Annotated in this window: 11 protein-coding genes, 2 tRNA genes, 4 rRNA genes and 1 pseudogene; all 18 read left to right on the forward strand. The window is 50.5% G+C overall.

The window, feature by feature from the left end; all coding sequences use genetic code 11:
• Positions 1-71 precede the first annotated feature (71 nt).
• The 18 genes and pseudogenes from greA (at position 72) to disA (ending at position 19,835) form a co-directional block, all read left to right on the forward strand.
• Positions 72-548 carry a transcription elongation factor GreA gene (greA, locus tag SK3146_RS21040; protein WP_249860652.1) on the forward strand — a complete coding sequence of 159 codons (477 nt, stop codon included), beginning with the start codon at positions 72-74 and terminating at the stop codon, positions 546-548.
• Positions 549-652: 104 nt separating this feature from the next.
• The gene (gene lysS / locus SK3146_RS21045) at positions 653-2,149 is read left to right on the forward strand and encodes a lysine--tRNA ligase (RefSeq protein ID WP_249860653.1); all 1,497 of its coding nucleotides are present in this window, start codon (positions 653-655) and stop codon (positions 2,147-2,149) included.
• 473 nt (positions 2,150-2,622) lie between these two features.
• Positions 2,623-4,166 (forward strand): 16S ribosomal RNA (locus SK3146_RS21050).
• A gap of 146 nt (positions 4,167-4,312) precedes the next feature.
• Positions 4,313-4,429 (forward strand): 5S ribosomal RNA (gene rrf / locus SK3146_RS21055).
• Between the two features lie 32 nt (positions 4,430-4,461).
• Positions 4,462-4,538, forward strand: a tRNA-Ile gene (locus SK3146_RS21060).
• 28 nt (positions 4,539-4,566) lie between these two features.
• Positions 4,567-4,642, forward strand: a tRNA-Ala gene (locus SK3146_RS21065).
• Positions 4,643-4,718: 76 nt separating this feature from the next.
• Positions 4,719-7,640, forward strand: a 23S ribosomal RNA gene (locus SK3146_RS21070).
• A 219-nt stretch (positions 7,641-7,859) separates the two neighbouring features.
• A 5S ribosomal RNA gene (rrf, locus tag SK3146_RS21075) occupies positions 7,860-7,976 on the forward strand.
• Together the 16S, 23S and 5S rRNA genes with 2 tRNA genes alongside form the textbook arrangement of a ribosomal RNA operon.
• A 57-nt stretch (positions 7,977-8,033) precedes the next feature.
• Positions 8,034-8,936, forward strand: coding sequence for a LysR family transcriptional regulator (locus SK3146_RS21080; protein ID WP_249860654.1), 903 nt, complete (start codon positions 8,034-8,036; stop codon positions 8,934-8,936).
• Positions 8,937-9,046: 110 nt separating this feature from the next.
• A complete protein-coding gene (metE, locus tag SK3146_RS21085) occupies positions 9,047-11,335 on the forward strand; it encodes a 5-methyltetrahydropteroyltriglutamate--homocysteine S-methyltransferase (protein WP_249860655.1) in 2,289 nt (762 codons plus the stop codon).
• A gap of 70 nt (positions 11,336-11,405) precedes the next feature.
• Positions 11,406-11,552: pseudogene (locus tag SK3146_RS21090) on the forward strand (serine hydroxymethyltransferase); the annotation flags it as partial.
• A 78-nt stretch (positions 11,553-11,630) separates the two neighbouring features.
• On the forward strand, positions 11,631-12,179 hold the full coding sequence (locus SK3146_RS21095) for an NUDIX domain-containing protein (RefSeq protein ID WP_249860656.1): 549 nt from the start codon (positions 11,631-11,633) through the stop codon (positions 12,177-12,179).
• Positions 12,180-12,490: 311 nt separating this feature from the next.
• A complete protein-coding gene (locus SK3146_RS21100; RefSeq protein ID WP_249860657.1) occupies positions 12,491-12,952 on the forward strand; it encodes a CtsR family transcriptional regulator in 462 nt (153 codons plus the stop codon).
• A 14-nt stretch (positions 12,953-12,966) separates the two neighbouring features.
• Positions 12,967-13,485: a protein-arginine kinase activator protein McsA gene (locus tag SK3146_RS21105; RefSeq protein ID WP_249860658.1), complete on the forward strand. Its 519-nt coding sequence runs from the start codon at positions 12,967-12,969 to the stop codon at positions 13,483-13,485.
• Positions 13,486-13,516: 31 nt separating this feature from the next.
• Entirely contained in the window at positions 13,517-14,578 is a 1,062-nt protein-coding gene (locus tag SK3146_RS21110; protein WP_249860659.1) for a protein-arginine kinase McsB, read from the forward strand.
• A gap of 73 nt (positions 14,579-14,651) precedes the next feature.
• Positions 14,652-17,093, forward strand: coding sequence for an ATP-dependent protease ATP-binding subunit ClpC (clpC, locus tag SK3146_RS21115; RefSeq protein WP_249860660.1), 2,442 nt, complete (start codon positions 14,652-14,654; stop codon positions 17,091-17,093).
• A 237-nt stretch (positions 17,094-17,330) separates the two neighbouring features.
• On the forward strand, positions 17,331-18,698 hold the full coding sequence (gene radA / locus SK3146_RS21120; protein ID WP_249860661.1) for a DNA repair protein RadA: 1,368 nt from the start codon (positions 17,331-17,333) through the stop codon (positions 18,696-18,698).
• Between the two features lie 60 nt (positions 18,699-18,758).
• Positions 18,759-19,835, forward strand: coding sequence for a DNA integrity scanning diadenylate cyclase DisA (gene disA / locus SK3146_RS21125; RefSeq protein ID WP_249860662.1), 1,077 nt, complete (start codon positions 18,759-18,761; stop codon positions 19,833-19,835).
• The last annotated feature ends 40 nt before the right edge of the window (positions 19,836-19,875 follow it).

The following is a 19,875-nucleotide window of genomic DNA, read 5'->3' on the forward strand; positions in this document are numbered from 1 at the left end:
ATAAGTGAATTCATAGTCGGCGGAATGAGCTCGAAATATGAAAATCTTTCACATGACAGGAGATCGTTGCAATGAGTGAAAAAGAAGTCATCCTGACGCAGGAAGGTTTAAAGAAGCTTGAGGAAGAGCTGGAGCATCTGAAATCGGTTAAACGCCGCGAAGTGGCTGAGCGCATCAAAGTAGCGATCGGTTATGGCGATATTAGCGAAAACTCCGAGTATGAAGATGCCAAGAACGAGCAGGCGTTCACAGAAGGCCGAATCATAACGCTTGAGAAAATGCTGCGCAATGCGCGGATTATCAGCAACGACGAAGTGAACACCGATACGGTGAGCGTAGGTTCCATCGTGACGCTGAAAGATATGGAATTCGGCGACATCGTGGAGTATAATATCGTAGGTACGGCGGAATCCGATCCGTTCCAGAATAAGATTTCCAACGAAAGCCCTGTAGGGAAAGCCATTTTGGGCAAAAACAAAGGTTCTATTGTTGACGTTAACGTTCCTGCGGGCGTAATCCAGTATGAAATTATCGATATTAAGAAATAATGTTGGTTTACGTAAGCGCCAATCAAGAACCGTCGATAGAAGCTTCCTTTGGAAGCTTTTTTAACTTATAGAAAGCATTCGAAATAAGGAGTTGGGAAAAAGGCATGACAGTTGAACAAGAAATTAACGAATTGCTGCAAATCCGCCGCAATAAATTGGACGAGCTGCGCAGTCTAGGCATTGATCCGTTCGGTCAAAAATATGATGTTACCCATCATGCGGGCGAAATCTTTGAAGCATATGAGAATCAAACCAAGGAAGAACTGGATGTCATCAACGCGGAAGTCAGCATTGCCGGACGTATTATGCAAAAGCGCAGCATGGGAAAAGCGGGCTTTGCGCACGTACAGGACATCACCGGGAAAATCCAAATTTATGTGCGCGCCGATTCCATCGAACCGGATAAATACAAAGCGTTCGATCTGCTGGATATCGGTGATATTATCGGCGTCAGCGGCGTAGTTTTCAAAACGAAAACGGGCGAGCTTTCTATTAAGGCGGTTAACGTCGAAGTACTGTCCAAATCGCTTTTGCCGCTGCCTGATAAATATCATGGTCTGAAAGATGTGGAGCTGCGCTACCGCCAGCGCTATGTTGACTTGATTATGAACCAGGAAGTTCAGGGCACTTTCATTCAGCGCTCCAAAATCATTCAGTCGATGCGCCGTTACCTCGATTCCCGCGGTTATTTGGAGGTGGAGACGCCTACGCTGCACGCCGTTGCCGGGGGAGCTGCCGCCCGTCCGTTCATTACCCACCATAATGCTTTGGACATGCAGTTGTATATGCGCATAGCTATCGAGCTGCATTTGAAACGTCTGATTGTCGGCGGTATGGAAAAAGTATATGAAATCGGCCGCGTATACCGGAATGAAGGGATTTCTACGCGTCATAACCCTGAGTTCACCATGATCGAGTTGTACGAAGCTTATGCCGATTACAAAGATATCATGAAGCTGACGGAAGAAATGATCGCTCATATCGCTCAAGACGTGCTCGGAACGACCAAAATAGAGTATCAAGGCCATGAGGTTGATCTGACACCGCAATGGAGACGCGTATCGATGGTCGATGCAATCAAAGAAGTGGTCGGCGTCGACTTCAGCGTTCAAATGTCGGACGAGGAAGCGCATAGGCTCGCCAAAGAGCATAATGTTCCGGTAGAGCCGATGATGACGTTCGGTCATATCGTCAACCAGTTTTTTGAGACGTTCGTTGAGGAGACTCTCATTCAACCTACGTTTGTTTATGGCCATCCGGTGGCTATTTCGCCGCTTGCCAAGAAAAATGAGCAGGACCCGCGGTTTACGGACCGGTTCGAGCTGTTTATCGTCGCGCGCGAGCATGCCAATGCCTTTACCGAGCTGAACGATCCTATCGACCAGCGGGAGCGTTTCGAAGCGCAGCTTGTGGAGCGTGAGCAGGGCAATGACGAAGCGCATGAAATGGATGAAGACTTCATCCGCGCGCTGGAGTACGGAATGCCTCCTACAGGCGGTCTCGGCATCGGGGTCGACCGTTTGGTCATGCTGCTTACGAACTCGCCGTCCATTCGCGACGTGCTGCTGTTCCCTCTGATGCGCGAGCGTCAAGGGGAGTAACAGGGGATACCTTTAGAGCGCATAGTTCCTTTACAGGGGAATTATGCGCTTTTTTTTAGCAAGATGCGCTATAGTTACGGATAAGCGATTCGTTTTTTTGGAATGATAACTTGCAGCAAAAAAAGTTTGAAAAAACATTTGCATTTTATGTCGCTTTTTGATATATTACTTCTTGCCGCTTTTGAAGCGGTGGTTGAAAACAGGCGATTGCATACGAAAAATAAAAAAAAGCTTGCAATCGGCTAGGCGAATGTGGTATATTATAAAAGTCGCCGCTAAAATGGGGGCGCAATAAATTGTCCTTTGAAAACTGAACAACGAGTGAGTGTTAAATAGAGAATGCGAATTCTCGCTAGCATTGAATTTTGAGCTTAAGACAAGCTCTAATAATGCCTCATGATTGGGTTCGTGGGGTCCCCGGAAAGTAATCGGAATAGGCTTCGGCAGCTTCGCTTCACTTTTTTGGGGAAACTTTATTGGAGAGTTTGATCCTGGCTCAGGACGAACGCTGGCGGCGTGCCTAATACATGCAAGTCGAGCGGACTGTTCCTTTGGGAACGGTTAGCGGCGGACGGGTGAGTAACACGTAGGCAACCTGCCTGTAAGATCGGGATAACTATCGGAAACGATAGCTAAGACCGGATAGCTGGTCTTCTCGCATGAGGAGATCATGAAACACGGGGTAACCTGTGGCTTACGGATGGGCCTGCGGCGCATTAGCTAGTTGGTAGGGTAACGGCCTACCAAGGCGACGATGCGTAGCCGACCTGAGAGGGTGATCGGCCACACTGGGACTGAGACACGGCCCAGACTCCTACGGGAGGCAGCAGTAGGGAATCTTCCGCAATGGACGCAAGTCTGACGGAGCAACGCCGCGTGAGTGATGAAGGTTTTCGGATCGTAAAGCTCTGTTGCCAGGGAAGAACGCCTTAGAGAGTAACTGTTCTAAGGGTGACGGTACCTGAGAAGAAAGCCCCGGCTAACTACGTGCCAGCAGCCGCGGTAATACGTAGGGGGCAAGCGTTGTCCGGAATTATTGGGCGTAAAGCGCGCGCAGGCGGTCATTTAAGTTTGGTGTTTAAGCCCGGGGCTCAACCCCGGATCGCACTGAAAACTGGGTGACTTGAGTGCGGGAGAGGGAAGTGGAATTCCACGTGTAGCGGTGAAATGCGTAGAGATGTGGAGGAACACCAGTGGCGAAGGCGACTTTCTGGACCGTAACTGACGCTGAGGCGCGAAAGCGTGGGGAGCAAACAGGATTAGATACCCTGGTAGTCCACGCCGTAAACGATGAGTGCTAGGTGTTAGGGGTTTCGATACCCTTGGTGCCGAAGTCAACACAGTAAGCACTCCGCCTGGGGAGTACGCTCGCAAGAGTGAAACTCAAAGGAATTGACGGGGACCCGCACAAGCAGTGGAGTATGTGGTTTAATTCGAAGCAACGCGAAGAACCTTACCAGGTCTTGACATCCCTCTGAATCCTCTAGAGATAGGGGCGGCCTTCGGGACAGAGGAGACAGGTGGTGCATGGTTGTCGTCAGCTCGTGTCGTGAGATGTTGGGTTAAGTCCCGCAACGAGCGCAACCCTTGACTTTAGTTGCCAGCATTTCGGATGGGCACTCTAGAGTGACTGCCGGTGACAAACCGGAGGAAGGCGGGGATGACGTCAAATCATCATGCCCCTTATGACCTGGGCTACACACGTACTACAATGGCCGGTACAACGGGAAGCGAAGGAGCGATCTGGAGCGAATCTTTAGAAGCCGGTCTCAGTTCGGATTGCAGGCTGCAACTCGCCTGCATGAAGTCGGAATTGCTAGTAATCGCGGATCAGCATGCCGCGGTGAATACGTTCCCGGGTCTTGTACACACCGCCCGTCACACCACGAGAGTTTACAACACCCGAAGTCGGTGGGGTAACCCGCAAGGGGGCCAGCCGCCGAAGGTGGGGTAGATGATTGGGGTGAAGTCGTAACAAGGTAGCCGTATCGGAAGGTGCGGCTGGATCACCTCCTTTCTATGGAGTCCATGGTGACTGTAGGTCATCGGACATAAGCAACTAATAGTTGCACAATAGTTGACAACGGACATCGACGAACTCGATGTAACAGTTGCAACGTCACTCACTCGTTGGTCAGTTTTGAGAGGACAACTCTCTATTCGTTTGGTGATGATGGCGGAGGGGAACCACGCGTTCCCATCTCGAACACGACCGTTAAGCCCTCCAGCGTCGATGGTACTTGAACCGAAGGGTTCTGGGAGAGTAGAACGTCGCCAAGCGAACCCCTTTATGGGGTTGCAAGTTTCAATGCGGGCCCTTAGCTCAGCTGGTTAGAGCGCACCCCTGATAAGGGTGAGGTCGGTGGTTCGAGTCCACTAGGGCCCACCATTTCTCGAAATGGATAATTTCATATTATGGGGCCATAGCTCAGCTGGGAGAGCGCCTGCCTTGCAAGCAGGAGGTCAGCGGTTCGATCCCGCTTGGCTCCACCAATAATGCAATACGATTGTTCCTTGAAAACTAGATAACGAAACGAAATGCGTAGAGCAATACAACGTGTATTAGCATGGTTAAGCTAATAAGAGCACACGGAGGATGCCTAGGCGCTAGGAGCCGAAGAAGGACGTGGCGAACGACGAAATCGCCTCGGGGAGCCGTAAGCAGGCTTTGATCCGGGGATATCCGAATGGGGAAACCCAGCTGAGGTAATTCTCAGTTACTCACATCTGAATACATAGGGTGTGTAGAGGCATACGAGGGGAACTGAAACATCTAAGTACCCTCAGGAGAAGAAAACAAAAGTGATTCCGTCAGTAGCGGCGAGCGAAAGCGGAACAGCCCAAACCAGAGAGCTTGCTCTCTGGGGTTGTGGGACGTCAACATAGGTGCAGCAGGGTAGACGAAGCGGTCTGGAAAGGCCGGCCATAGAAGGTAAAAGCCCTGTAATTGAAATTCTGCGAACACCTTAGACGGATCCCGAGTACCGCGAGACACGTGAAACCTCGTGGGAAGCAGGCAGGACCATCTGCCAAGGCTAAATACTCCCTAGCGACCGATAGTGAAGCAGTACCGTGAGGGAAAGGTGAAAAGAACCGCGGGAGCGGAGTGAAATAGAACCTGAAACCGTGTGCTTACAAGAAGTCAGAGCTCGTTAATGAGTGATGGCGTGCCTTTTGTAGAATGAACCGGCGAGTTACGTTCCCGTGCAAGGTTAAGGTGAAGAGCCGAAGCCGCAGCGAAAGCGAGTCTGAATAGGGCGACGAAGTACGTGGGCGTAGACCCGAAACCGTGTGATCTACCCCTGTCCAGGGTGAAGGTGCGGTAACACGCACTGGAGGCCCGAACCCACGAATGTTGAAAAATTCGGGGATGAGGTGGGGGTAGCGGAGAAATTCCAATCGAACTCGGAGATAGCTGGTTCTCCCCGAAATAGCTTTAGGGCTAGCCTCGGGAGATGAGTAGTGGAGGTAAAGCACTGATTGGGTGCGGGGCCCGCCAAGGGTTACCAAGTCCAGTCAAACTCTGAATGCCACATACTTTATCCCGGGAGTCAGACAGTGAGTGCTAAGATCCATTGTCAAGAGGGAAACAGCCCAGACCATCAGCTAAGGTCCCCCAGTGTGTGTTAAGTGGGAAAGGATGTGGAGTTGCGCAGACAACCAGGATGTTGGCTTAGAAGCAGCCACCATTGAAAGAGTGCGTAATAGCTCACTGGTCGAGTGACTCTGCGCCGAAAATGTAACGGGGCTAAACACACCACCGAAGCTATGGATTGTAGATTTTATCTACTCTGGTAGGGGAGCGTTGTGTATAGGTTGAAGGTGTACCGTAAGGAGCGCTGGACAGTACACAAGTGAGAATGCCGGTATGAGTAACGAAAAGATCAGTGAGAATCTGATCCGCCGAAAGCCTAAGGGTTCCTGAGGAAGGCTCGTCCGCTCAGGGTAAGTCGGGACCTAAGGCGAGGCCGAAAGGCGTAGTCGAAGGACAACAGGTTGAAATTCCTGTACCACCGTGAACCGTTATGAGCAATGGGGTGACGCAGAAGGATAGTGACGCGGGCTGATGGATGCCCGTCCAAGCAGAGAGGCTGATGTGTAGGCAAATCCGCACATCGATAAGGCTGGTCTGTGATGGGGAGTGAAAATAACAGTAGCGAAGGTCATGAGTTCAGGCTGCCAAGAAAAGCCTCTAGCCAGGGAGAAGGTGCCCGTACCGCAAACCGACACAGGTAGGCGAGCAGAGCATGCTAAGGCGCGCGGAAGAACTCTCGTTAAGGAACTCGGCAAAATGACCCCGTAACTTCGGGAGAAGGGGTGCCTCGGTAGGGTGAATAGCCCGAGGGGGCCGCAGTGAAAAGGCCCAAGCGACTGTTTAGCAAAAACACAGGTCTGTGCGAAGCCGCAAGGCGAAGTATACGGGCTGACGCCTGCCCGGTGCTGGAAGGTTAAGGGGAGTGGTTAGGGGTAACCCGAAGCTATGAACCGAAGCCCCAGTAAACGGCGGCCGTAACTATAACGGTCCTAAGGTAGCGAAATTCCTTGTCAGGTAAATTCTGACCCGCACGAATGGCGTAACGACTTGGGCGCTGTCTCAACGAGAGATCCGGTGAAATTTTAATACCTGTGAAGATGCAGGTTACCCGCGACAAGACGGAAAGACCCCATGGAGCTTTACTGCAGCTTGATATTGGACTTTGGTACGATCTGTACAGGATAGGTGGGAGCCTGAGAAGCATGAGCGCCAGCTTGTGTGGAGGCGACGTTGGGATACCACCCTGATCGTATCGGAGTTCTAACCTGGTACCGTAGATCCGGTATGGGGACAGTGTCAGGTGGGCAGTTTGACTGGGGCGGTCGCCTCCTAAAGTGTAACGGAGGCGCCCCAAGGTTCCCTCAGAATGGTTGGAAATCATTCGAAGAGTGCAAAGGCAGAAGGGAGCTTGACTGCGAGACAAACAGGTCGAGCAGGGACGAAAGTCGGGCTTAGTGATCCGGTGGTACCGAATGGAAGGGCCATCGCTCAACGGATAAAAGCTACCCTGGGGATAACAGGCTTATCTCCCCAAGAGTCCACATCGACGGGGAGGTTTGGCACCTCGATGTCGGCTCATCGCATCCTGGGGCTGAAGTAGGTCCCAAGGGTTGGGCTGTTCGCCCATTAAAGCGGTACGCGAGCTGGGTTCAGAACGTCGTGAGACAGTTCGGTCCCTATCTGTCGTGGGCGTAGGAAATTTGAGAGGAGCTGTCCTTAGTACGAGAGGACCGGGATGGACGTACCGCTGGTGTACCAGTTGTTCCGCCAGGAGCATGGCTGGATAGCTACGTACGGACGGGATAAGCGCTGAAAGCATCTAAGCGTGAAGCCCCCCTCAAGATGAGATTTCCCAGTAAGTAAGACCCCTTGAAGACGACGAGGTAGATAGGTTCGGGGTGGAAGCACGGCAACGTGTGGAGCTGACGAATACTAATCGGTCGAGGGCTTAACCAAATTCCCAAGAAAGTGAAGAGAAGCTTCGAAGCTGATTCCATCCGCATCAAGCATTAGCTTGATCGGCGTCTAAACATTCTGCTAAATTAGTTGATTATGTTTAGACAGTACTTTCTCGGGGCCCGGAAACAAACCGGGAAGAACAAATAACCATTGCTCGCTACGCGCACGAGTTTCGTATCTAGTTTTCAAGGTACAAGCCTTGAACAAGCTATACCGTTTGGTGATGATGGCGGAGGGGAACCACGCGTTCCCATCTCGAACACGACCGTTAAGCCCTCCAGCGTCGATGGTACTTGAACCGAAGGGTTCTGGGAGAGTAGAACGTCGCCAAGCAGCTAAAGCACTCACTTTTGTGAGTGCTTTTTGTTCTACTCGGGGAGGAGAAAATTCATGACTTTACAGCAATTAAAATATGTCATTGAAGTCGCAAACCGTGGCTCTATTAATGAAGCGGCCAAGAGGCTGTTTATTTCCCAACCCAGCCTTTCCAATGCGATCAGGGATCTGGAAGAAGAGATCCAAATTTCCATCTTCGATAGGTCCAATAAAGGGATATCGCTTTCCAAGGAAGGCGTTGAATTCCTAAGCTATGCGCGGCAGGTCGTTGAGCAGGCAGAGTTATTGGAGAGTCGATATCTCAATGCGAAGCCTTCTCCGCAGCATTTTTCCGTTTCGACTCAGCATTATGCTTTTGCGGTGAATGCGTTTGTCAGTCTAGTTTCGGAGTATGGTCAGGATGAATATGAATTAGCATTGCGTGAGACCAAAACTTATGAAATTATTGAAGACGTCAAAAACCTGCGCAGCGAGATCGGAATCTTATACTTGAACGAGTTTAACGGCAAGGTGATCAATAAGCTGCTTAAAAGCGCGAATCTACAGTTCAACAGCTTATTTGTCGCCAAACCGCATATTTTTATAAGCATTAAAAACCCGTTAGCCAAGCAGTCGGTCGTAACCATTGACCAGCTCCAAAACTACCCTTATTTGTCCTTTGACCAAGGGGAGTATAATTCCTTTCATTTTGCCGAAGAAATTCTCAGCACCATGTCGCATAAGAAAAGCATACGCGTCAACGACCGGGCGACACTCTTCAATTTATTGATCGGTTTGAACGGATATACGATATCCACCGGTGTTTTGAGCTCAGATTTGAATGGCAATGAAATCATCCCCGTTCCTCTGGATTGTGAGGAATCCATCAATGTCGGCTGGATTTCCCATAGAAATGTTTCGCTATCCAAGCTTGGGGCGGCTTACGTAGCGGCGCTTGAGCAGCAGCTATCCCAATAATGCTTCGATATATATTTTAACTATACCTAGATATAGTTAAATCGAGTTACATTATACCCTCTTATCTATGGTATCTTTCTCTTAACAAATTGTGGAGTGAGGGGTTTCTGATGGTAAGAAGCAGCGTATTGGGGTATCCGCGTATTGGAGCCGACAGGGAATGGAAGAAGGCGCTCGAAGCGTTCTGGGCAGGCAAGCTTGAAGAATCGGAGTTTCAGCTTCAGCTTCAAGAGATCCGTTTAAACCATTTGCGCAAGCAGCAGGAGAAGGGGATCGATCTAATACCTGTCAATGATTTCAGTTATTATGATCATATTCTGGATACCGCCGCCATGTTCGGCATTATTCCGAAACGGTTTGCTTTTGAAGGAGGCGTCGTACCTTTATCTGTCTATTATGGCGTCGCTCGGGGAACGAAGGAAGCCGCAGCAAGCGAAATGACCAAGTGGTTTAATACCAACTACCATTATATCGTTCCTGAACTGTCCGGTGCCTCTCCTGTCATTACGGAGAACAAGCCGCTGGCAGCCTACCGGGAGGCGAAGGAGAAGCTCGGGATTGAAGGTAAGCCGGTGATCGTCGGGCCTTTGACCTTCCTGAAACTGTCGAAGGGGTACAGCGCATCGGAAACGGACGCTTGGCTGCATCGGCTGCTCCCGTTGTATGTACAGATTCTTCAGGAGCTTGCGGAAGAAGGAGTTCAGTGGGTACAGATAGATGAACCGATTCTCGTGACGAAGCTAAGCGAAGAGGACGTTCAAAGGCTAAAAACCGTCTATGAAACATTCGCTGCATCCGTTCCTAATCTGAACATTATGCTGCAAACTTATTTCGAAGCGGTGGATCGTTATACTGATATTGTTTCGCTTCCAGTCAAGGGAATAGGCTTGGATTTCGTTCATGGACTTTCCGGTAATATACAGTCCATTAAAACCTGCGGATTTCCTGCAGACAAAGTTTTGGGTGCAGGGGTCATTGATGGTCGCGGCATCTGGAAGGCGTCACTCCGAGGGAAACTGGAGCTGCTGGAACAGTTGGCCCAGTTCGTGCCTGCAGAACGTCTGCTCGTGCAAACCTCAAGCAGCTTGCTCCATGTTCCGGTAACTACAGAACGGGAGACGAAGCTTACATCCGAACTGAAAAACGTGCTCGCTTATGCGGATGAAAAGCTGGATGAGCTTGTTGTTATAACGAAAGCAGCGACATCGGGCAGTTCCGGGATCGCGGAAGAATTGGAGCAATGCGATCGAGCCCTTCAAGCGCTTCAGCAGTCGGAAGAACGCAACCGCAGCAGCATACAGCAGGCTGTCGCTGCGATTAGCGCTGAGCAAGCGGAGCGTTCCCGTCCTTTTGCCGAACGTCATGCGGCGCAGCAAGCGAAATGGCAATTGCCGCTTTTCCCTACGACGACGATCGGCAGCTTCCCGCAATCTGCGGAAGTTCGGAAGGCGCGTCAATTATGGCGCAAGGGCGAGTGGAGCAATGAGCAATATGCTGCGTTCATTCGGGAGCAAATCGATACCTGGATCAAGATCCAGGAGGAAATCGGACTGGATGTTCTCGTCCACGGGGAATTTGAGCGGACCGATATGGTCGAGTTTTTCGGCGAGAAGCTCGCAGGCTTTGCATTTACGCAAAACGGCTGGGTGCAGTCGTACGGTTCGCGTTGCGTGAAACCGCCGGTTATATTCGGGGATGTAGCGTTCACGGGCGAAATGACGGTAGAAGAAACCAGATATGCTCAGTCTCGTACCAGCCGTCCGGTTAAAGGTATGCTGACTGGACCGATTACCATCATGAACTGGTCATTTGTCCGCGATGACATCCCTCGGGAGCAGATCGCATACCAGTTGGCCTATGCGCTCAGACAAGAAGTGGAGGCGCTGGAGAAAGCGGGCATCGGTATGATTCAGGTTGATGAGCCTGCGGTTCGCGAAGGACTTCCGCTGAAGGAAGAAGAGCAGGAAGCTTATCTGGCATGGGCGGTCAAAGCTTTCCGCATCGCCACCTGCACGGTACAGGAGACGACGCAAATTCATACGCATATGTGCTATTGCGAATTTCACGACATGATCGACTCCATTGAGGCGATGGATGCCGATGTCATATCCATCGAAACCTCCCGCAGCCACGGCGAATTAATTCATAGCTTCGAGTTGAACACCTACAAGCTGGGCATCGGTCTAGGCGTATATGATATTCACAGTCCGCGGGTTCCTAGTGTAGAGGAAATGACGGGCATGATCGAACGAGCTTTGCGTGTGTTGGACCCTAAGCTTTTCTGGATTAATCCGGACTGCGGCCTGAAAACCCGCGGACTCGAAGAGACGGTTGCGTCTCTGCGCAACATGGTGGATGCAACGAAAATTGCCCGCGAAAAGTATGCTGCCTTAGTCTAGGCCGTATACGGAGCAATAGAGCTATAGTTTATCAAGCCCGGTCAAAGGATTAAGTTATAGCGGAGCCATAGCGCTCCAGCCTGAATTCAAAACGTATGCTCAGCATGTCGTCAATAATGCCAAAACGTGATCGGAGGAGCTTCTGGCAGAAGGTATCGATCTTGTATCTGGAGGAACGGATCATCAGCTTGCGTTACTAAATCCGCTGTCTGTAAACGCAGCGAACGGTCGTTTATTCGGGCAAAGTATTTGATCTTCGGGTCAAATACTTTTTCTCATTTCAGGCGGGTTATTTTTGCCGAAAAAGTTGGTGGTCATGGTGAATTACGAATTCTCAGGCGCTTTGCCGAACCAAAAAATAATTTTATCGAAGGAATGTCTCATTGAAGAAGCTAACTGTGTCTTAATTTTCGCCTTTTATCAGGGCAAGCTGGTTCTTGTCCGGCATCGCAGCCGCGGCTGGGAATTACCCGGAGGGAGCAGGGAGGAAGGCGAGTCTGTGATCCAAACGGTTAGAAGAGAGTTGTACGAAGAGGCGGGAGGAGAGCCGGATTCGATTGAGCGGATCGGACAGTATTTAATTTTTGAACAAGATAGCCTTGTGTATGTGAAAAATATATATGTCGCAACGGTCAAAATGATTGGAGAACTGCCGGACGGATTTGAAACGCATGGCGTCATGCTGGCAGATCCCGTTCCGAAACAGGCAGACATTATGTATAATCCGTCGTTTAGCCCCTTAATGAAAGATAATGTGTATTCGATTGCTTCCGAATGGATCAAGGATCATCGGTTTACCGTTTCTTTAGAGAAAAGGACGGGGATTTCGCCTATGGATTCGTAAAGGTATACAAGGCAGATATCGGTTCTTTTATGGTCTTGTACAGTTTGGGAAGCAGCGGAGTCTTTCGGTGTTCATATCCTTCGAGGAAAACAATATTTGGAAAGTGCTCTTACGGTAAATAGGCGCATTTTATGTTAATACTTAAATTAAGAAGACGGTTCGGCACGATGTCCGTTATTAATAAAAAATTAGGCTTCTGCCGCTCGATATCAGTGTTTATCCATAGTTGCAAATTTTCTGAAAACTGCTATAATGTTATTAAAGTCAAAGAAAGTCAAAGTCAATTTACTTCTGGGAAGGAGGTTGAATTGATGCGTAATGTCTCCGAGGTCATCGAACAATACTTGAAGCATATCATTCAGCAGAGCACTGACGGCATTGTAGAAATTCAGCGCAATGAGCTGGCGGATCAATTCGAATGCGTCCCCTCCCAAATCAATTATGTCATCAGCACCCGGTTTACTTTGGAGAAAGGCTACATCGTCGAAAGTAAGCGCGGAGGCGGAGGCTATATCCGAATCCAAAAGATTGAGCTGAATACGCACGGATCTGTTCACGATCATATATTCAAAACGATCAGCTCGCAGATCGACCAGAGTGCTTCTGAAGGTCTCCTGTATCAGCTGGAGGAGAACGGTTATATTACTCCGAGAGAAGCCGCGATTATGAGGGCGGCTATATCAAGGGAAGTGCTCTTGCTGAAGCTTCCGCTGCGCGATGAAATCCGAGCCAAAATTATGAAGGCTATGCTGATATCCTTGTTGAGCAAATAAGGAGGGATTCTGAAATGCTTTGTCAGGAATGCGGGAAAAAACAGGCAACGCTTCATTTTACGAAAATTTTAAACGGCGAAAAGACCGAGTTTCATATTTGCGAATCATGCGCCCGGGAAAAAGGAGAGCTGATTCCGGGGACTCCGAACGGCTTTTCCATTCACAACCTTTTGTCGGGGCTGCTTGATTTCGAGCCAACCACTCATAACTCGGCGACTTCGAAGGCTCCGCCAAGCCGCTGCGAGCAATGCGGATTAACGTACTCGCAGTTCAGTAAGGTGGGCCGGTTCGGCTGCAGTTCCTGCTACAAATATTTCGGCGACAAGCTGGACCCTCTATTTAAACGGGTCCATGGAAGTACGCTTCATACCGGAAAGGTTCCTAAACGATCCGGGGGGATCATCAAGCATAAGAGGGAAATTGAGAACTTGAAGAAAGAACTGCTGCTGCGGATCGAGAAGGAAGAATTTGAAGAAGCCGCTCAACTTCGAGACGTTATACGCGACTTGGAGAAGAAGGTGGCCGAAAGCTAAACTTCTTTTGGCGAGTTAGGAGGAATTGCAGATGACAGTGAATCGATTTACCGAGCAGGCTCTAAGCGATTGGATGAAAGGCGACGGTCCCGACTCCGATATCGTGATCAGCAGCAGAATCCGTATCGCGCGAAACCTGCAATCCTACCCGTTTCCGATGCTTGCAACGAATCAGCAGTCTTTGGAAGTGCTGGAGAAAGTATCGGATGTTTTGCAAAATGAAGAACTGCATACGATCAGCCGGTTTTCACTGATTTCCCTTGCCGATCTGAACGACCTCGAAAAGCGGGTGCTGGTCGAAAAGCATCTGATCAGCCCGGCGCTGGCCAGCGAATCGCGCAACGGAGCCGTTATTCTCAGCGATAACGAGTCGGTCAGCATTATGGTGAATGAAGAAGACCATTTGCGAATACAATGCTTGTGCCCCGGTTTTCAAATTAAGGAAGCTTGGGATTTGGCCAGCCAAATCGATGATATATTCGAAGTGCAGTTGGACTATGCTTTCGATGAAAAACGCGGTTATTTGACAAGCTGTCCGACCAATGTAGGTACGGGAATTCGCGCTTCGGTGATGATTCATTTGCCGGCGTTGGTACTGACCCAGCAAATTAACCGTATTTTATCGGCCATCACGCAAGTAGGGCTGGCGGTTCGCGGGCTGTATGGAGAAGGAAGCGAGGCGCTCGGCAACCTGTTTCAAATATCCAACCAGATTACGCTGGGTCAGTCCGAACAGGAAATTATCGACAATCTGTACGGCGTCGTTCGGCAAATTATCGAGCACGAGCGCGCCGCGCGGGAGAAGCTTCAATACGAAACAAAAGCCAAGCTGCTGGACCGGATCAGCCGATCCTACGGGATCTTGTCGTACGCGGCGATTATGGATTCGAAGGAAGCAGCACAAAGGCTCTCGGACGTTCGCCTGGGGGTTGATCTGGGGATCATCAAAAATGTTCCTACACAAGTCATGAATGAACTATTGGTCATGACGCAGCCGGGTTTTTTACAGCAATATGCAGGAGAAAAGCTAACGGCTGAAGAAAGAGACATAAGAAGGGCGCAATTGATCCGCGAAAAGTTTTCGCAAACGTAGGCATGAATGCCGACGGAAATTCCCCTTTATATGGTATTGCAGAAATAATTATTCCTTTATGGAGGTGTTACACATGATGTTTGGCAGATTTACAGAACGTGCGCAAAAGGTGTTGTCTTTGGCACAAGAAGAAGCCGTTCGTTTAGGTCATAATAATATTGGCACCGAGCATATTTTGCTGGGATTGATTCGCGAAGGAGACGGTATTGCAGCGAAGGCGCTTATCGCTCTGGGGCTTGGTCTGGAGAAAATTCAAGACGAGGTAGAGGCGCTGATTGGCAGAGGTCAGGAGCAGCCGACGAATATCGCTTACACGCCGCGTGCGAAGAAAGTGATTGAGCTGTCGATGGACGAAGCCCGCAAGCTGGGCCATACGTATGTCGGAACAGAGCATATTCTGCTCGGTCTGATCCGTGAAGGCGAAGGCGTTGCGGCAAGAGTGCTCAATAATCTTGGCGTCAGCTTGAACAAAGCGCGTCAGCAGGTGCTTCAACTGCTCGGCAGCAGCGAGGTGGTATCTACCAACCATGGTAACACCACGAATGCGAATACGCCTACGCTGGACGGCTTGGCACGCGACTTGACGGCATACGCCAAAGACGGCAATCTCGATCCGGTTATCGGCCGCAGCAAGGAAATCGAGCGCGTCATTCAAGTATTGAGCCGGAGAACGAAGAACAATCCGGTGCTGATCGGGGAGCCGGGGGTAGGTAAAACGGCTATCGCCGAAGGCTTGGCGCAAAAAATCATCAATAATGAAATTCCCGAAACGTTAAGAGATAAACGCGTTATGACGCTGGATATGGGTTCGGTCGTGGCCGGTACGAAGTACCGCGGCGAATTTGAGGACCGTTTGAAAAAAATTATGGACGAAATCCGGCAAGCCGGTAACATTATCTTGTTCATCGATGAGCTGCATACGCTGATCGGGGCGGGCGGAGCGGAAGGCGCGATCGACGCGTCCAACATTCTGAAGCCGGCTCTGGCCAGAGGCGAACTGCAGTGCATCGGGGCTACGACGCTGGATGAGTACCGCAAATATATCGAGAAAGACGCCGCGCTGGAAAGACGTTTTCAACCGATTACAGTGGATCAGCCTTCTCCGGAAGAAGCGGTCCAAATTCTGCACGGGCTGCGCGATCGTTATGAAGCGCATCACCGCGTAAAAATTACGGACGAAGCCATTGAGCAAGCGGTCAAATTGTCCGACCGTTATATTACGGACCGGTTCCTGCCGGATAAAGCGATCGACCTGATTGACGAGGCCAGCTCCAAAGTAAGGCTTCGTTCGTATACGGTACCGCCCGATCTGAAAAAACTGGAAAGTAAACTGGAAGATATCCGCAAGGAAAAAGACGCGGCAGTTCAAAGCCAGGAGTTCGAAAAGGCGGCCGCTCTTCGGGATACGGAGCAGAAGCTGCGCGAAGAGCTCGATTCCACGAAGAACGAATGGAAAGAGAAACAAGGCCGCACCGACTCCGAGGTAACTCCGGAAGATATCGCCCAGGTTGTCGCCAGCTGGACCGGCATTCCGGTGGTGAAGCTGGCGGAAGAAGAAACCGAGCGCCTGCTGAAGATGGAATCGATCCTGCACGATCGCGTGATCGGTCAGGAAGAAGCCGTCAAAGCCGTCAGCCGTGCTATCCGCCGCGCCAGAGCGGGACTCAAAGATCCTAAGCGTCCGATGGGCTCCTTCATTTTCCTTGGACCTACCGGCGTCGGTAAAACCGAGCTGGCCCGTGCATTAGCGGAGTCGCTGTTCGGCGACGAGAACGCGGTCATCCGGATCGATATGTCCGAATATATGGAGAAACATTCGACCTCTCGTCTGGTCGGCGCGCCTCCGGGATATGTCGGATACGAAGAGGGCGGCCAGTTGACGGAGAAGGTTCGCCGCAAACCGTATTCGGTCGTTCTGCTGGATGAAATTGAAAAAGCGCATCCGGAAGTGTTCAACATCCTGCTGCAGGTGCTTGAAGACGGCCGCTTGACGGACTCCAAAGGCCGCACGGTCGATTTCCGCAATACGCTGATCATTATGACATCCAACGTCGGTGCGGATACGATTAAGAAAAACTCTTCGCTCGGCTTCACTGCCGTGCATGATGCGGGCAAAGATTATAACAATATGAAAGACAAAGTGATGAGCGAGCTGAAAAAGAGCTTCCGTCCGGAGTTCCTGAACCGGATCGATGAAATCATCGTGTTCCACTCTTTGGAGGAGCAGCACATCGCTCAAATCGTCACATTGATGGCGGAAGAGCTGCGCAAACGTCTGAAAGAGCAAGAGGTCGACTTTATTCTTACCGACAAAGCCAAGGCGTTCCTGGCCAAGGAAGGATTCGATCCGACCTACGGGGCAAGACCGCTCCGCAGAGCGATTCAAAAGCATATCGAGGACCGGTTGTCCGAGGAGCTGCTTCGAGGTCATATCTCCAAAGGCGATACGCTCACCATCGATGAGAAAGACGGAGAATTAACGGTAGAACGCAATCAAAAGGTTGCAACATCTTAAGCCGTCGCAGCGTCTACATCCTGTACCCTTCTTAGGGGTGCAGGATTTTTTTTGTTGTTTAGGAAATGATGCGCAGCAATAAGCTTCAGAGCATCACGTCACTTTTTGGGGATTTGTTCTTCATTTGCCGCAGAATGATTTTTATTAGTAGGGAAGAAGGGTTTTCATAACCTCCACAAAATGGTAAACTTTGATAAGACAACGGGATGCGGACGATAAACAACTAGGAGAAAAACGATGGCCAAACAAAAAACGAAATTTTGCTGCCAAGAGTGCGGCTATGAATCGCCTAAATGGCTGGGCAAATGTCCGGGCTGCCAAGCATGGAATACCTTCGTCGAAGAAGTGGAGACGGTAACGAAGACGCAAGGCATCACTTCTTCTTTATTACGCACGAAAGAAAAACCGGTATCCATCATAAATATAAAAAGCAGTGAAGAACAGCGAATCGTTACGCGCAATAAGGAATTAAACCGCGTACTCGGCGGCGGGCTGGTACCCGGATCGCTGCTCCTTGTAGGCGGAGACCCTGGGATCGGCAAATCGACGCTGCTGCTGCAAACCTCCCATGATCTGACGCTGAGCAACCAGAAGGTGCTGTATGTATCGGGAGAGGAATCTGTGCGGCAGACGAAGCTGCGCGCAGATAGGCTGAATGCGGCATCCGAACAATTGTTCGTTCTGTGCGAAACGAACCTGGAATTGATCGAAGCGGCGATCGAAGACGTTCAGCCCGATTTTATCGTGATCGATTCGATTCAAACCGTATATCATCCCGGCGTCGCTTCGGCGCCAGGGAGCGTGTCCCAAGTTCGGGAATGCACGGGGCATTTCATGAGAATTGCCAAAATAAAAGGTATCGCCACGGTTCTCGTGGGTCATGTTACTAAAGAGGGAGCGATTGCCGGTCCGAGGCTGCTGGAGCATATGGTCGACTGCGTCCTTTATTTTGAGGGCGAACGCCATCATTCGTACCGGCTGCTCCGCGCGGTGAAAAACCGTTTCGGCTCGACGAACGAAATCGGCATTTTCGAGATGAGGGAAGACGGCTTGGCCGAAGTGAACAACCCTTCGGAGCTGTTTCTATCCGAGCGGCCGCTCGGCGTATCCGGATCGACGGTCGTTGCGAGCATGGAAGGGACGCGTCCTGTACTGGTGGAGCTGCAAGCTCTCGTATCGTCTACGAATTTCCCTTCGCCGCGGCGGATGGCAACCGGTATCGATCATAACCGGCTCGCGCTAATTATTGCGGTGCTTGAGAAACGCATGGGCATGTTTTTGCAAAATCAGGATGCTTATGTGAACGTTGCCGGCGGAGTGAAGCTCGATGAGCCTGCCGTCGACTTGGCTATAGCGGTGAGCATCGCTTCGAGCCTGCGCGAGCAGCCGACGCAGCCGTTCGATGTGGTATTCGGCGAAGTGGGCTTGACCGGCGAAGTCCGGGGCGTCTCCCGGGTTGATCAACGGGTGAAGGAAGCGGAGAAGCTCGGGTTCCGCAGAGTTATCGTGCCGGAGCGAAGTCTGAAGGGATGGACGCCGCCGTCCGGAATTGAAATTATCGGAGTGAATACGGTCGCCGAAGCGCTGAAAGCTGCGCTGGGCTAGCGGTTAGTGTATATGCTTACGAAGTAGGTTTTCCTTCGGAAAACCCTTAGGAGGGACAACATGAGCAAGGAAGAAACCAAAAGAGATGTGATGAGCCAGCTTCTGCAGCTGGTCGCACCGGGGACGGCGTTTCGGGAAGGGCTGGAAAATGTGCTGCGCGCAAAAACCGGCGCCCTGATCGTCGTAGGCTACAGCCCTGAAGTGATGGAAATCGTGGACGGAGGCTTTTCCATTAATTGCGACTTCTCGCCGAACTATTTGTACGAGCTCGCCAAAATGGACGGAGCAATCATATTGAGCGAAGATCTGAAACGAATATTGTATGCGAACACCCAGCTGATTCCTAACTCTTCGATTACATCGACGGAAACGGGAATCCGCCACCGGACAGCCGAGCGGGTAGCCAAACAAACTTCCAAGCTCGTGGTGTCCATCTCCCAGAGGCGCAACGTCATTACATTGTATCAGGGCAACCTTCGCTATTCGCTTAAGGATATGGGGGTTATTTTGACCAAAGCGAATCAGGCGATCCAGACATTGGAGAAATATAAATCCGTGCTCGACCAGGCGGTGACCAACTTGGGCGCTTCCGAATTCGAGGAATCCGTAACGCTTCACGATGTGACGAACGTCGTTCAGCGCATTGAAATGGTGCTGCGGATTAAGGCGGAAATCAAGCGCTATATCAACGAGCTCGGCACGGAAGGACGCCTTATCAGCATGCAATTGGAGGAATTGGTAGGAGCGACGGAGCATGAAGCGCAACTTTTAATCAAAGACTACGTAAGAGAACTTATAGACGACAAAGTGAAGGACATCATGAAAAATTTAAGGCGAGTGGCTACCGATGAAATATTGGATCATTCGCATATCGCGCGGATTCTCGGTTATCCTCATGCGAGCAACGCCGAAGAAACCGTATCGCCGCGCGGATATCGGGTGCTGAATAAAATCCCCCGTCTGCCTTCGGTTATTATCCATAATTTGGTGGAACGTTTCCAGCAGTTACCTCATCTTATGATGGCTACGATCGATGAATTGGATGAAGTGGATGGAATTGGAGAAGTGAGGGCGCGCGCAATTAAAGAAGGATTAAAACGAATTCAAGATCAAGTACTCATTGACAGACATATTTAACTTGCATACAATCAGAGGGTAACCTATATAATAGGGTACA

This window comes from Paenibacillus konkukensis (assembly GCF_023523925.1).
Classification (GTDB): Bacteria; Bacillota; Bacilli; order Paenibacillales; family NBRC-103111; genus Paenibacillus_S; species Paenibacillus_S doosanensis.